This is a genomic window from Bacillus hominis, from assembly GCF_030348325.1.
Taxonomy (GTDB): domain Bacteria; phylum Bacillota; class Bacilli; order Bacillales; family Bacillaceae_G; genus Bacillus_A; species Bacillus_A hominis.
The window spans coordinates 4850465-4864133 of record NZ_JAUCFS010000005.1; the positions used below are offsets into that span (position 1 = coordinate 4850465).

General features: G+C 38.5%; 13 protein-coding genes. 1 reads left to right on the forward strand and 12 read right to left on the reverse strand.

Annotation, left to right across the window (positions count from 1 at the left end; translation table 11 throughout):
- Positions 1-3: 3 nt before the first annotated feature.
- The 10 genes from QUF93_RS27820 to nuoA are packed head-to-tail and all read right to left on the reverse strand — an operon-like array spanning position 4 to position 8996.
- Entirely contained in the window at positions 4-1506 is a 1503-nt protein-coding gene (locus QUF93_RS27820; protein ID WP_289375952.1) for an NADH-quinone oxidoreductase subunit M, read from the reverse strand.
- Positions 1503-3365 carry an NADH-quinone oxidoreductase subunit L gene (gene nuoL / locus QUF93_RS27825; protein WP_289360847.1) on the reverse strand — a complete coding sequence of 621 codons (1863 nt, stop codon included), beginning with the start codon at positions 3363-3365 and terminating at the stop codon, positions 1503-1505. Before nuoL ends, QUF93_RS27820 begins: the two co-directional genes overlap by 4 nt.
- Positions 3366-3394: 29 nt before the next feature.
- Entirely contained in the window at positions 3395-3709 is a 315-nt protein-coding gene (nuoK, locus tag QUF93_RS27830) for an NADH-quinone oxidoreductase subunit NuoK (RefSeq protein WP_289360848.1), read from the reverse strand.
- Complete coding sequence (locus QUF93_RS27835) at positions 3702-4226, reverse strand: NADH-quinone oxidoreductase subunit J (protein WP_001012819.1); 525 nt, start codon at positions 4224-4226, stop codon at positions 3702-3704. Before QUF93_RS27835 ends, nuoK begins: the two co-directional genes overlap by 8 nt.
- Positions 4223-4642, reverse strand: coding sequence for an NADH-quinone oxidoreductase subunit NuoI (nuoI, locus tag QUF93_RS27840; RefSeq protein ID WP_199638414.1), 420 nt, complete (start codon positions 4640-4642; stop codon positions 4223-4225). The genes QUF93_RS27835 and nuoI overlap by 4 nt, the downstream gene beginning before the upstream one ends.
- Positions 4643-4667: 25 nt before the next feature.
- Complete coding sequence (nuoH, locus tag QUF93_RS27845; protein WP_289360849.1) at positions 4668-5669, reverse strand: NADH-quinone oxidoreductase subunit NuoH; 1002 nt, start codon at positions 5667-5669, stop codon at positions 4668-4670.
- Positions 5669-6769, reverse strand: a complete 1101-nt coding sequence (gene nuoD, locus QUF93_RS27850; RefSeq protein WP_002123807.1) for an NADH-quinone oxidoreductase subunit NuoD — start codon at positions 6767-6769, stop codon at positions 5669-5671. The genes nuoH and nuoD overlap by 1 nt, the downstream gene beginning before the upstream one ends.
- A 3-nt stretch (positions 6770-6772) precedes the next feature.
- Positions 6773-8122, reverse strand: coding sequence for an NADH-quinone oxidoreductase subunit C (locus tag QUF93_RS27855; RefSeq protein ID WP_289375953.1), 1350 nt, complete (start codon positions 8120-8122; stop codon positions 6773-6775).
- Positions 8119-8637: an NADH-quinone oxidoreductase subunit NuoB gene (nuoB, locus tag QUF93_RS27860; protein WP_002113032.1), complete on the reverse strand. Its 519-nt coding sequence runs from the start codon at positions 8635-8637 to the stop codon at positions 8119-8121. The genes QUF93_RS27855 and nuoB overlap by 4 nt, the downstream gene beginning before the upstream one ends.
- Positions 8628-8996, reverse strand: a complete 369-nt coding sequence (nuoA, locus tag QUF93_RS27865; RefSeq protein WP_000179270.1) for an NADH-quinone oxidoreductase subunit NuoA — start codon at positions 8994-8996, stop codon at positions 8628-8630. The genes nuoB and nuoA overlap by 10 nt, the downstream gene beginning before the upstream one ends.
- Positions 8997-9305: 309 nt before the next feature.
- Between nuoA and QUF93_RS27870 the strand changes: the two genes are divergently transcribed.
- Positions 9306-12035 carry a putative bifunctional diguanylate cyclase/phosphodiesterase gene (locus tag QUF93_RS27870; RefSeq protein ID WP_289360851.1) on the forward strand — a complete coding sequence of 910 codons (2730 nt, stop codon included), beginning with the start codon at positions 9306-9308 and terminating at the stop codon, positions 12033-12035.
- 17 nt (positions 12036-12052) lie between these two features.
- Here QUF93_RS27870 and QUF93_RS27875 read toward each other — a convergent pair whose 3' ends face one another.
- Together QUF93_RS27875 and QUF93_RS27880 are read right to left on the reverse strand one after the other, a co-directional pair.
- The gene (locus tag QUF93_RS27875) at positions 12053-12706 is read right to left on the reverse strand and encodes a DUF975 family protein (protein ID WP_289360852.1); all 654 of its coding nucleotides are present in this window, start codon (positions 12704-12706) and stop codon (positions 12053-12055) included.
- Positions 12707-12750: 44 nt separating this feature from the next.
- Positions 12751-13536: a DUF975 family protein gene (locus QUF93_RS27880; protein WP_289360853.1), complete on the reverse strand. Its 786-nt coding sequence runs from the start codon at positions 13534-13536 to the stop codon at positions 12751-12753.
- Positions 13537-13669 lie beyond the last annotated feature (133 nt).

Sequence of the window (13669 nt, forward strand, 5' to 3'; positions counted from 1 at the left end):
ATCCTACTTCACCCCCAATGTTTTCAATGTATTTTGAAGCGGATCCCCTAGTAGTTCTGGCATTACTCCAATTGCAATAATACAAACGATAAGCAATATAACAGGGACGTACTCCCATCCGTGTATATCAGATTTCGCTTCCCATTCTTTCTTACCAAATGTCACTTGAAGTGTCGCTCTTAATACGTATACAGCGGTTAAAATAATTCCAAGTACACCGGCGGCGGCGATAACCGGTTTCCCTTGGAATAAACCGAGAAAGGCAAGGAATTCGCTAACAAATCCAGACATCCCTGGCATTCCAAGCAATGCCATACCTCCCGCTAGGAAGAAGCCACTAAGCACTGGAACACTTTTTGCGAGTCCACCAAGTGCTGTAATATCCGACGTCCCGAAACGCTCTTCAATGATGCCAAGTAAGAAAAAGAGCAAGGCCGCAATTAAACCGTGAGACACAACTTGGAATAGCGCTCCTTGTGTACCTGGTGCATTTAACGCCGCAAGCCCCATTAAAACAATTCCCATATGTGAAATACTAGAGTAAGCAAGTACCTTTCTAAAGTCCGTTTGGATGAGTGCTAGAAAGGCCCCATACAATAAATTAATTACCCCTAAAATCGCGATTAGCGTTGCAAACTCACGAAAGTATTCTGGGAATAGCCCCTTTCCGAAGCGAATCATACCGTACGCGCCAATCTTCAGCAAAACCCCCGCATGAAGCATAACTACAGCAGGATGCGCTTCTATGTGCACATTGACCATCCAGCGATGCAAAGGGAAAACAGGGAGTTTAATCGCAAAGGCAACCATTATGGCAAGAAATAAACCGAACTGTAAGCTACTCGAGACAATGGGTCCTCCCCCAGCAGCTACACCTGTTAATATCTCTTTAAGCTCCGTAATATTCGTCGTACCTGTTTTCGCAAATAAAACCGAGAAAACGATGAGTAAAATAGCTGAGCCAATACCGTTATATATTAAATAACTATATGCAGCCTTTTCACTCGACAATTTCCCCCACTTGCCAATTAATAAAAACATTGGTGGCAACGTAATTTCAAAGAAGATGAAGAACAACATTAAATTTTGAGCAGCGAAGACACCGAGCATCCCTATTTCTAGTATGAGTAACAGCATGTAGAATGCTTTCAAATTTCTTTTAATAGAAAATGCCGCAATAGCTGCAAGCATCGCTAGAAGAGCTGTGAGTACCATCATTACAAGCGATAAACCATCAATACCAAGCTCGTAATAAATTGAAAACCACCTTTTGTCCACTGCTGTGAAATCCCCAAATTTAATCCATTTCACTTTTTCATCAAATATCGATAAACTCTTTCCTGAAGCGTATGTACAAGCGAGGACGATAGCAATTCCAAATGGAAGCGCCGTTCCGAATAAACCAAGCGCCTGCACTGTACGCGATTCTTTTTTCGGCGTTAATATAAGTAAGAGAATTCCTAAAAGCGGGGAAAAAATGAAGAACGTTAACAACAAATCATTCATCGTAAATCCCCTCCCGTATATAGCAAAATAATGACGAGTAATGCGAGTGAAACTGCTGTTACAGTGCCATATACTTGTACATTCCCGTTTTGAAGTTTCGACCCTATGCTGCTCGCACCTTTAACCAAACTTCCAATTAAAACTGCGATTCCTTCTACAACATATACTTCAAATAAGCGAAGCACATAAGCGATCCCCTTCGTAATAGGAAGCACCGTCACATTGTATAGTTCATCCACATAATATTTTTCTTTCAGGAGATTATGAAGGAAGGATCCTTCTCCTCCAGCCCAATTCCTTGCGATAGTTTTCTTTCCATATATGAAATATGCAAGGGCAATTCCCGCAAATGAAACGAGCGTCGCAACAATCATAATCCAAACTGGTCCATGAGCATCTTCCACCTTGAACCCTACATCTTTCGTAAGCCAATCTCCAAGAAATGTCCCAAACCATGGTGTATTGATATATCCTGCTACTACCGCAAGAACACCAAGGACAATCATCGGATACGTCATGGTGCGAGGCGATTCATGCACCTCTTCCTTCGTCTTCGTTTCCCCCGTAAAGACAAGAAAGTATAGACGGAACATATAAAATGCTGTTAGAAATGCCGCAATTACCGCTAAAACGAATAGAAAGTAATTGCCATTCATCCAAGCCGCCACTAAAATTTCATCTTTACTAAAAAATCCGGAAAGGAGAGGAACACCACTAATTGCAAGTGTGCCTATTAAAAATAGTGCACCGGTTACTTTCATCTTTTTCTGTAAACCGCCCATTTTATTAATGTTTTGCGTATGGACTGCATGAATTACACTTCCTGCTGCCAGGAACAATAATGCTTTAAAAAAGGCGTGTGTCGTTAAGTGAAAGATACCAGCTACATAACCAGCAGAGCCTAGCGCAAGCATCATATACCCGAGCTGACTAACTGTAGAGTAGGCAAGAACCCTCTTAATATCAGTTTGCACTAGACCAATAGAGGCCGCAAAGATTGCGGTGAAAGCCCCAACGATTGCCACAGTTTGCATAGCTACCGCACTTGCTGAAAATAGCGGGAACATCGTCGCTACTAAATATACGCCGGCTGCAACCATCGTTGCCGCGTGAATAAGCGCCGAAACAGGCGTCGGTCCTTCCATTGCATCTGGCAACCATGTATGAAGCGGGAACTGACCCGATTTCCCCATCGCACCAATAAAAATTAATATCGCCGTTATTGTAATCATAGAAGGAGAGAGGTCGCCCGTATGAATCGCTTTAAAAATCGCGTCATATTCAAAACTACCTGCTTGCCAAAAAATTAAAATCATCCCAATAAATAGCCCAACATCCCCAATGCGTGTCATAATAAAAGCCTTTTTCGCAGCAGCCTTCGCTTCTTCTTTAAAGAAATAAAAACCAATAAGCAAAAACGAACCAAGGCCGACTAACTCCCAAAATATATAAAGCTGTAATAAATTCGTCGATATAACTAGCCCAAGCATCGCAAATGTAAAGAGCCCTAAATATGCATAAAAGGTTGGTAATCTGGCGTCGCCTTTCATATAACCTTTTGAGTACACATGTACAAGAAAACTCACAAGCGTAACGATAAACAACATTAAAGCTCCTAATGCGGTAACCTCAAAACCAAATGATATATCTATATCTCCTGCCCTAAGCCATACCCACTTATGCTTCACTGCCACGGATGAAAACCGTTCTATTAGTACCACTACCGCGGATATAAAAGAAAGAAAGGTAAAGAAAATACCTAGTACACTACTTCCCTCTCTAATTTTCTTCCCGAACACAATAAGTAACACAAACGAAACAAGCGGGAAAAGCGGTATGAGCCATGCATAATCGATCATTGTTTCCTTCCCCCTTTTCGGTCACAATGCTATCCTTTGAGCGTATCCATCTCATCTACATGAACTGTCGGGCGATTACGGTACAAAGCAATCAAAATTGCAAGCCCTACCGCTGCCTCCGCTGCCGCTACAGACATCGTAAACAGCGAGAAAATTTGTCCTGTTAAATTCGGAAACAGGCCTAATTTACTAAAGGCTACTAAATTTAAATTAGCAGCGTTTAGCATTAATTCGATACAAACTAATACGATCACTGTATTTCGCTTTGTTAAAGCTCCAAATAAACCGATGCAAAACAAAATAATCGCAAGTGTTAAATACGCAGAAGCTGGAACGCTATTCATGGGAATCCTCCTCCCCTTCATCCTTCTTCGCCAGTATAATTGCCCCTACAAGTGCTACAAGTAAAATAACTGAGGTTAACTCAAATGGAATAATATATTTTGAATAGAGAAGTGTACCGATTTGAAGTGTGTTGTTTTCATGGAGAGGTAAACTTCCTTGTGTGCTTTGATTTGAAAAATCGATACTATTAACAGCGAAATACATAACCGCTCCAAATGCTACAACCGCAAAGAAGATAATCCATTTTCGAAGAGTAAGACGCGATTCATTTTCCGCGTTATGTTTCGTTAACATAATGCCAAAAATCATAATAATAGTGATCGCACCAGAGTAAAGTAAAATTTGTGCAACACCGATAAACTCGGCTGATAAAAGAAAGTACAAACCTGCAATGCTGAGGAATGTAAGAACGAGAGCTAGCATCATATGCATTACTTTCGTTAAGTTCAACATAAGAACACCGCCGATAATTGCAGACAAGGATAGTATAAAGAATGCTACAAACTCGCCATTCATGCTTTATTCTCCTTCCTGACGTTCTCGTCGTTCTCATCAAGCCACTGCAAATTTTTAAATAAATCATCACGTGAATACTCTGCGAGTTCAAAGTTATTTGTCATTACAATCGCCTCTGTCGGGCAAACTTCTGTACATAAATCGCAAAGAATACAAATTTCAAAATTAATATCGTACGTGTCGATAATTTTTCCTTTTTTCATAGGATCAGGATGTTTTTTCCCTGTTAATTGAATGCAATCTGTCGGACAAATGTTGGAACACTGATTACAAACAATACATTTTTCCGGATAAAACTTTTGAATACCCCGAAATCGGTCTGGTAATGGCAACGGTTGATTCGGATAATCATACGTCACCTTTTTCTTACTCAAATTACTAAGCGTATATTTTAACCCTTTAAATAGTCCTTTCATCTCTTACTGGCACCCCCTTCATAGATTAAAAGAATAGCTCCTTAATCAATGCCGTTAAGAAAATATTTGCAAGTGCAATTGGTAATAATACTTTCCAGCCAAACTCCATTAACTGGTCACCTCTTATACGTGGGAACGTAACGCGGAACCAAATTAATAGAAAGACCACACTGCTGAATTTCAAAGCAAACCATACAGCTCCTGGAATAAATCCAAGGAACATAACTGGATTCCATCCGCCTAAAAAGAGTACCGTAATTAAAGATGCCATTCCGAAGAAATATACATACTCTGAAAGCATGAAAAACGCCCAGCGAAACCCTGAGTATTCCGTATGGTATCCAGAAACAAGTTCTGACTCCGCTTCGGGTAAATCAAACGGCGTCCTATTTAACTCTGCAACTGCCGCGATTAAGAAAATAACGAAACCGATTGGCTGTACGAAAATGTACCATACCTTCTCCTGCGCCTCTACAATTTCATTCAAATTAAGACTACCAGCTAGTAAAACGACACCAATTACACTCATTACAAGTGGAATCTCATAAGAAATCATTTGCGCCGCCGCACGCATCCCTCCTAAAAGGGAATATTTATTATTTGATGCCCATCCCCCGGTCACAACTCCGATCGTCGTAATCCCAGAAACAGCAATGTAATACAGTAATCCCACTCCAATATCCGCGAACTGAAATTTATCAGTAAACGGGATAACCGCAAGTACCATAAATGCTGGTGCGAATGCAATAACAGGCGCTAATATAAACAACGGTTTATCAGCAGCTTTCGGAATGCTATCTTCTTTTAATAATAGTTTCAAAACATCAGCTACCGTTTGGAGTAAACCGAACCGGCCCCCAACTTGGTTTGGTCCAATCCGTCCTTGCATAAATCCCATCACTTTCCGTTCTGCCAAAATACCGTATGTAACGAAGCCAAGGACTGCAAATAATAGAAGCACCGCTAATCCGAAAAAAATGAAGAAATTCGTCCAGCTTGAAGGTGATTGTAAGAGCGTCTCAATCATTAGCCGTCAACCTCCCCAAGTACAATATCAACCCCACCTAAAATCGTAATTAAATTGGCGATGTTTTCACCTTTCAATAACTTCGGTAAGATTTGCAAATTATAAAAAGATGGTCTGCGGAATTTCAGACGATATGGCTCTTTCTTTCCGTCACTAGCGATATAGCAACCAATCTCCCCGCGTGGTGATTCTATACGGACAAATGCTTCCCCCTTAGGCGCCTTAATAATTTTCGGTACTTTCGCCAGTACCGCTCCGTCCTTCGGAAACTGCTGAACTGCTTGCTCTACAATTTTTAATGACTCCTCAATTTCCTCCATTCGGCAAACGTAGCGATCCCAAGCATCTCCCACGCTTCCAACAGGAATATCAAAATCAAAACGATCATAAATCGAATACGGCTCATCTTTGCGAAGATCCCAATTTACTCCGGTGCACCGCAAATTCGCTCCGCTTAAAGAATACGAAATTGCTTCTTCTGCGCTATATATACCAACGCCCTTTACACGATTTAAGAAAATTTCATTACCGCTAACAAGGTCGTGATAACCTGCCAATTGCTCTCTCATATACGGAACAAACTCTTCCACTTTTTCAATCCAGCCATCTGGCGCATCCCACTTCACACCGCCGACCCTCATATAGTTAAAAGTAAGCCGTGCACCGCATAATTCATTTAATAAATTTATAATCATCTCTCGTTCACGAAATGCGTACAAAAACGGACTAACCGCTCCTATATCAAGAAGATTTGTACCCCACCAAACGAGGTGACTCGCAATCCTTCCAAGCTCCATCGCAAGCACCCGTAAGTATTCAGCACGCTCCGGAATCTCAAGCCCCATCATCGTCTCTACAGCATGGCAGATGACGTAATTATTCGTCATTGCTGATAAATAGTCCATTCGATCTGTATACGGGATAATTTGTGTGTACTGCAAGCTCTCAGCGATCTTTTCTGTTCCGCGATGCAAATACCCGATAACTGGTGTAGCCTCTTTAATAATTTCCCCATCAATCTTAATTACAAGCCGAAACACACCATGTGTACTTGGGTGCTGCGGTCCTACATTTAAGAGCATCTCTTCCGTACGGATCACAAGCTACACCTCCACATCATACGGTTCATAATCTTTCCTAAGCGGATACCCTACCCAATCATCTGGCATTAAAATGCGAGATAAATTAGGGTGACCTTTAAATACAATACCGAGCAAATCATACGCTTCACGTTCCGGCCAATCTGCCCCTTTCCAAAACGCTGTCACCGATTCTACTTGCGGCGCTTCCCTATCCAGCTTTACCTTCACTGCTACTGACTGTTTCTTTCCATATGAAAATAAATGAACATATACTTCCATATGTGTCACAAAATCTGTCCCATGTAGCTCTGACATGTAATCAAAAGCAAGTCCCTCATGGAATCGTAGCAATTCCATCACTTCATAATATTTTGAAGGCTCCACCACAAGCGTTGGAACATCTTTTGAAAGCTTATTAATATAGGAATCTACTAATGCATATTCCCCTATCTTCTCCTTAACAACATCCACATAGCGATTTAAATACGGTTGGTTAACTGATGGTTCTTCCTGATTCTGCTCGTCTTCCTTCTTACTTTCAGTTCCCTTTGTCTTCGCCCTTGCCGCCGCTGCCACTTTTGCTTTCGCGGCTGCAATTGCCTTTGCTTTCTCATCTCCAGAATCTCCATCACTTTGTGAGGCTTTCTGCTTCGCTAATGCCGCTGCTTTCGCTTTTGCGGCTGCTACGGCCTTCGCTTTTTCTTCATCTGTTACCTCTTCCGTTCCTTCTCTCTTCTGCTTTGCTAGTGCAGCCGCTTTTGCTGTTGCTTTTGCAGCTGCTGCAGCCTTCGCCTTTGCTTTGGCTTTTTCTTCATCTGTTAATTCTTCTGTTCCTTCTCTCTTCTGCTTTGCTAGTGCCGCTGCTTTTGCAGCTGCTGCAGCCTTCGCCTTTGCTTTGGCTTTTTCTTCGTCCGTTACTTCTTCTGTTCCTTCTCTCTTTTGTTTCGCTAGTGCCGCTGCTTTTGCTTTTGCGGCTGCTGCAGCCTTCGCCTTCGCTTTTTCTTCATCTGTTACTTCTTCTGTTCCTTCTCTCTTCTGCTTCGCTAGTGCCGCCGCTTTTGCTTTTGCAGCTGCTGCAGCCTTCGCCTTCGCTTTGACTTTTTCTTCATCTGTTACTTCTTCTGTTCCTTCTCTCTTTTGCTTCGCTAGTGCCGCTGCTTTTGCTTTTGCGGCTGCTGCAGCAAGACGTTTTTCTTCTTCTACATTAATCTCCTTATCCTTTGGTAGCGCTTTCTCTTTTTCTCGATGTTCTCCTTCAAGTTTAGACATTTCCGCCTCATGTTTCGCAGCAAGACGTTTTCGCGCTTCCTCTTTCGCATGACGGGCTGCTTCTCTTTTCATACTTTCTAAGTCTTTATTTGGATCACTCATTTATTCGTCACCTGCTTCCCGGTCCTCGCCTCGTAACGAATTTTTTCTTTTAATTTATTAATTCCATAAATTAAAGCAGCAGGATTTGGAGGGCATCCAGGAATATACACATCAACTGGTACAATTTGATCTACACCTTTCACAACCGCATACGAATTCACATATGGACCACCGGCTGTTGCACAAGATCCCATCGCAATTACCCACTTTGGTTCAGGCATTTGATCATATAAGCGCCGAACAATAGGTGCCATTTTCTTCGTTACCGTTCCTGACACAATCATGACATCCGATTGTCTTGGTGAAGTCCGAAAAAATGACCCAAATCGATCTAAATCGTAATGTGATGAACCTACTCCCATCATTTCAATCGCACAGCATGCCAGTCCAAATGTCATCGGCCATAAAGAGTTGCTCCGCGCCCATCCCTTCAACTGTTCCAATGTAGAAAAAAAGATATTCCTTTCTAATTCCGCTCGATCCCGCGGGTGTAATTCCTCAAAATTTATAACCATTGTAACACCTTCTTTTTCCAAGCATACGCTAATCCAACTAGCAACATCACAACAAAAATGAGCATTTCAATCAGTGCAAATAAACCCAGCTTGTCATATGCAACAGCCCATGGGTATAAAAATAAAGTTTCTACATCGAAGATGACGAACAATAAAGCGAAAATATAATAACGAGCATGAAACCGAATATTTGCATCATGAAAAGGCTCAATTCCACTCTCATACGTCGTCGCTTTCGCTGCACTCGGTTTATTTGGACGCAGCATTTTCCCTAATGTAAGAGCCACTACCGGCAGCAATATACCTAATAGCAAGAAAATCAAAACGATCATATAACTATTTTCATATACACTTGCCATTGTGAAACCCTCCCCCCCTGAATTAAGAACAAGTTCACATAGTAAACAATATGTCTTACTTGCATTATTTATTATTTTTAAATTTTTCTAAATAATGCAACTATTTAATTCATTATAGCAAACTTCAAATTCCTATGTCGATATATTGGGAACAGAAACAACAATTAATACACGCTGAGCAAATCTATTTTTATAACTCATTATAAATGTGTAAAATAAGCATAGAAATTATATATATTTTTCAAGCAATACCTAAAAAACATGAAATACAAAAAGATAATTTATCTGTATATACAGTGGGTGATATAAATGAAAAAACAAACACATGTAAGTATTCTTATAAGTATTGTATTGTTTTCTATAGCGATTCATTACGTAGAAATGCCTTTTCTATATGAATACTCATTTCCTTTTCAAATATTAATTGGAATGAGTACCCTATTAATTGATATTATCGCTTGTGGTTATATACTTTATTTTTCAAATATGAAAGAAGGGTTACCTCGTTTATTTTGGATAATATTATCTGTTGGAGCCCTCTCTTATTTCATCGGTGATATAGTCGTTTCCTATCAACGTTTAATTTTAAAGGACTTCTATACGTTCGTTGATCCGTCCGACTTTTTTTACTTACTTTTTTTAATTAGCTTTGCACTTGCCTTTCTATACGAAATCATTTACAACCAAGATTTATTAGAAAAGCTTTTTATGATATGTGATATTTGCATTATCGTTACAGCCCAATTTACTTTAAGTTACTACTTACTTATTGAACGAACCATTCACGTTTTTACAACATCCTATATCGACATATTTGTTCAACTTACCTATCCAATGGCTGATTTACTCTTTCTTTTAATAGGAATCAATCTTTTATTCAGACCATTATCCTTATTACCAAAACAAGTTGGTGCACTTCTTAGCAGTGCTTTAATTTTGTATGCTACTACGGATGCTATTTATGCTTATATAAAATACTTCACACCAGAGTATTCTATGTTTACAGTTACTCCGCTCTATCAAGTGATCTTAGTGCTAGTAGCGATCGCCTGTATTCTTCATACAAAAGAGCCTGAAAAACAAGAGCAAGTACTATTAACGCCTAAATTTGGTGAATCAATCAGATCATCATTACCTTATATTTCTGTAGTAATGCTTATTGTTTTTATATTGGTCGAATATGTTTTTGCACCCATTGTAGTAATTGGTCTTATGATAACTTTCACTTTCGTTCTCATACGCCATAGTTTAGTTCGAAAACAAAATAAAATATTATTGTTAGCCCAAATGCAATTTAACTCGGAACTAGAGAAACAAATTGAACTACGTACAGAAGATTTAGTAGAACAAAAAAATGAGTTATATCATAACCAACAAATGTTTAAATCTTTATACGAGCACCATCCAGATCCAATTTTCACATTAGATTTGTACGGTAATTTTCTCAAAGTGAATAACGCTGGTACTATGTTACTCGGTTATCAAACGAATGAACTATTAAATCAGCCCTACTACTCACTCATATACGAGGAAGATTTAGAAGAAATTATTAATACTTTTCATCATGTAAAAAAAGGGAATTCTATCTCTTTAGAAATACGGGCATATCACAAAAACAGAGATATTTACTACTTGCATGTTACGGCTGTTCCCATCTTTTTAAAGGCGCATATTTCTGGGGTCTATTTAATGATTAAAGATATTACGGAAAGCAAACAACAACAAGAACAAATTAATTTCCTAGCATATCACGATACTTTAACGGAGCTTGCAAATCGGCGTTCATTTCATCAATATTTAGAAAAAGCGATTGTACGAGCAAAAATATCGAAAATACCTTTTGCTGTTATGTTTCTCGATTTAGACCGTTTTAAAGTTATTAACGATACTCTCGGTCACCGGGTAGGAGATCTTCTATTAATCGCAGTAGCAAAAAGGCTCGAACGAATATCGACACAGAATATGAAACTTGCTCGACTAGCTGGGGATGAGTTCACAATCCTTATCGAAAATTTTAAAAATAGGACAGATGTAAAAAAGATAGCTGATATGATTGTAGCTGCCATGAACGAACCATTCGAAATCGAAAATCAACATTTACGAATCTCACCAAGTATCGGGATTGCCATATACCCTGAAGCAGGCGAAGACCCACTGTCTATTTTACAACATGCCGATATGGCCATGTACGAAGCAAAAAATAAAGGGAAAAATCGTAGCTCTCTTTACACGAAAGAACTATATAAAAAAATGGAACGAAAAGCTCGAATCGAAAAAGATTTGCCACTCGCTTTAGTAAACAACGAATTTTATCTCGTCTATCAACCACAAATTGATACGACAACAAATAAAATTATCGGTGCTGAAGCATTAATACGTTGGAAACATCCACTATTAGGTGACATTTCACCTTGTGAGTTCATTCCAATTGTGGAAGAGACTCCTCAAGTCATCCCACTTGGACATTGGGTATTAAGAGAATCTTGTCGTCAACTAAAAATATGGCAAAGTTTTGGATACACAAACTTAAAAATGAGTGTCAATTTATCAGCGAAAGAATTTCAACAAAATCAATTAATCGAAAACATTTCACGAATACTACAGGACGTTAAGATTGATCCGAAAGATGTAACACTTGAACTAACAGAACGAATTGCGATGATTGATGAAAAAGAAACATTATCGAGACTAAAGCAATTAAAAGAATATGGTATTCAAACATCCATTGATGACTTCGGTACCGGCTACTCTTCGCTTGCTTATTTATCAATTTTCCCTATCGATACATTAAAAGTACCAAAAGAATTTACACAACTAGCCGATCATCGGCCTGAAGAAAGAGCCATCGTTTCCACTATCCTTTCTCTTGCAAATACTTTAAATCTCTCTGTCGTTGCTGAAGGAATTGAAACAGAAAAACAGCTTAAGTTTCTGCAAAAAAACAACTGTAAATACATGCAAGGTTACTATTTCAGTAAACCTCTAACAAGTAAACAGTTTATAAAATTCCTACAAAAAACACCCAGTATGAACCAATAGTTCACACTGGGTGTTTTTTAAAGTGTCGGAATTTTCCCCTCGTAATATTCCTCTGCAATCTCTTCGTAAAAAGCCGCTGACGTAGTATAAAAATATGGAATCAACCATAAAAATCCAATCCCTAATGTAATACAACTTAATATAAACCAACCAATAAAACTTAAACATAAAATGAAATACTCCATCTTATGTCCAGCCATCATACGACGACTTTCTTTAATAGCTTGATTTATTGAATACTCAGGATGATCATTTATAATAAAATACGTCATCGCATAAGAAAATGATTTAATAATACCTGGAATAATAAATAGTAAACACCATAAAAAAATATAAATATTTACTACTATATATAATAAAAATGACTTTATAAATTTATTTCCTTCTGTAAACCATCTGAATATATGCCCAATACGCGCTTCTTTTTCACGAATTATATGTAGTGCTAAACAATAACCCCCTAGCGTTAAAGGCCCCACTAGCAATATTGTAATAACATCTATTGAAAGTGAGCTATTCACTTCTTTCCACTCCCAAACCTGAGAGAGAATGAACTGGATACTAAAACTAAAAGCTGAAGTAAGAATCGAAATAAGTAATGTTGCCCCAACAGCTAAGCCCCATTTTCCTTCCAGCGAATCTAGCGCTTCTCCTTTTAAATCACTAATCATACTTAACCCCCTATACGTAACAATTCTATTAGTATAGCATGTTCCTACTGCAATTCACCTTTTGCAATATAGCGATAAAAATGTGCTGTCGTTGTACCTACATATGGACTAAGCCAAAGAAATCCTATTCCAAGAGTAAGAATCGCTAAAATAGCCCATCCTATGAAGCTAAGCCATAAAAGAAATAAATCTAGTTTATGTCCCTTCATAAGGTTCTTACTTTCTTTCATCGCCTGTGAAACGCTATAATCTGGATTTTCAATCATAACATAATACGTCATCGCATAAGAAAAATACATCACAATCATTACAACAATCGAAATAGCTAATAGTACGAAGAAAGCAATTGTTAACGACACATTCCCTTCCTCACCAAAAAACGCGAATAAACCTAGTAACAACATCGGGATCCACGTACCTGTATATAACAAAATCGCAAGCATAGCCCACATTGTTTTCATCATTCTTTTAAAGCCACGAAATCCTTCAAATAAATAATCTACTCTAGCATCTTCTCGTTTACTAATTTGTAGCAACACATTCGTATAACCGTATGATGTAATACCATAAGATGCATTACTCAAAATAATCATTATGCAATAAAAAATTCCAAATGTAATACCTGCCCCGATTGATATTGCTTCCTCTTCAAATGAGCCTGTTAAACCAGCAAATAAGAAAAATATAATAATTCCTGGAATTAAAAGTATAAGCATTGCAGCCATTGAAACAAAATAACTTAAAATAATATGCAAAATCGTTGATCCAACACCTAGTCCCCATTTTCCCTTTAAAGAGTACAATGCTTCTCGTTTCATTTCACCGATCATTTATTCATCTCCTTTATAAATTGTTGTACATTCTCTACTTATACAAGCATCAATATAATTATACCATTTTTGTAAAATTATCCATAAACTACATAAAAAAAAATCCGTAAAGGCAAGAGCCCTTACGGATTTT

Excerpts from the sequence above, each read along its gene's own strand:
- QUF93_RS27820 (WP_289375952.1), bottom strand. The coding sequence starts at position 1,506 with ATGAATGATTTGTTGTTAACGTTCTTCATTTTTTCCCCGCTTTTAGGA.
- nuoL (WP_289360847.1), bottom strand. The coding sequence starts at position 3,365 with ATGATCGATTATGCATGGCTCATACCGCTTTTCCCGCTTGTTTCGTTT.
- nuoK (WP_289360848.1), bottom strand. The coding sequence starts at position 3,709 with ATGAATAGCGTTCCAGCTTCTGCGTATTTAACACTTGCGATTATTTTG.
- QUF93_RS27835 (WP_001012819.1), bottom strand. The coding sequence starts at position 4,226 with ATGAATGGCGAGTTTGTAGCATTCTTTATACTATCCTTGTCTGCAATT.
- nuoI (WP_199638414.1), bottom strand. The coding sequence starts at position 4,642 with ATGAAAGGACTATTTAAAGGGTTAAAATATACGCTTAGTAATTTGAGT.
- nuoH (WP_289360849.1), bottom strand. The coding sequence starts at position 5,669 with ATGATTGAGACGCTCTTACAATCACCTTCAAGCTGGACGAATTTCTTC.
- QUF93_RS27855 (WP_289375953.1), bottom strand. The coding sequence starts at position 8,122 with ATGAGTGATCCAAATAAAGACTTAGAAAGTATGAAAAGAGAAGCAGCC.
- nuoB (WP_002113032.1), bottom strand. The coding sequence starts at position 8,637 with ATGGTTATAAATTTTGAGGAATTACACCCGCGGGATCGAGCGGAATTA.
- nuoA (WP_000179270.1), bottom strand. The coding sequence starts at position 8,996 with ATGGCAAGTGTATATGAAAATAGTTATATGATCGTTTTGATTTTCTTG.
- QUF93_RS27870 (WP_289360851.1), top strand. The coding sequence starts at position 9,306 with ATGAAAAAACAAACACATGTAAGTATTCTTATAAGTATTGTATTGTTT.
- QUF93_RS27875 (WP_289360852.1), bottom strand. The coding sequence starts at position 12,706 with ATGATTAGTGATTTAAAAGGAGAAGCGCTAGATTCGCTGGAAGGAAAA.
- QUF93_RS27880 (WP_289360853.1), bottom strand. The coding sequence starts at position 13,536 with ATGATCGGTGAAATGAAACGAGAAGCATTGTACTCTTTAAAGGGAAAA.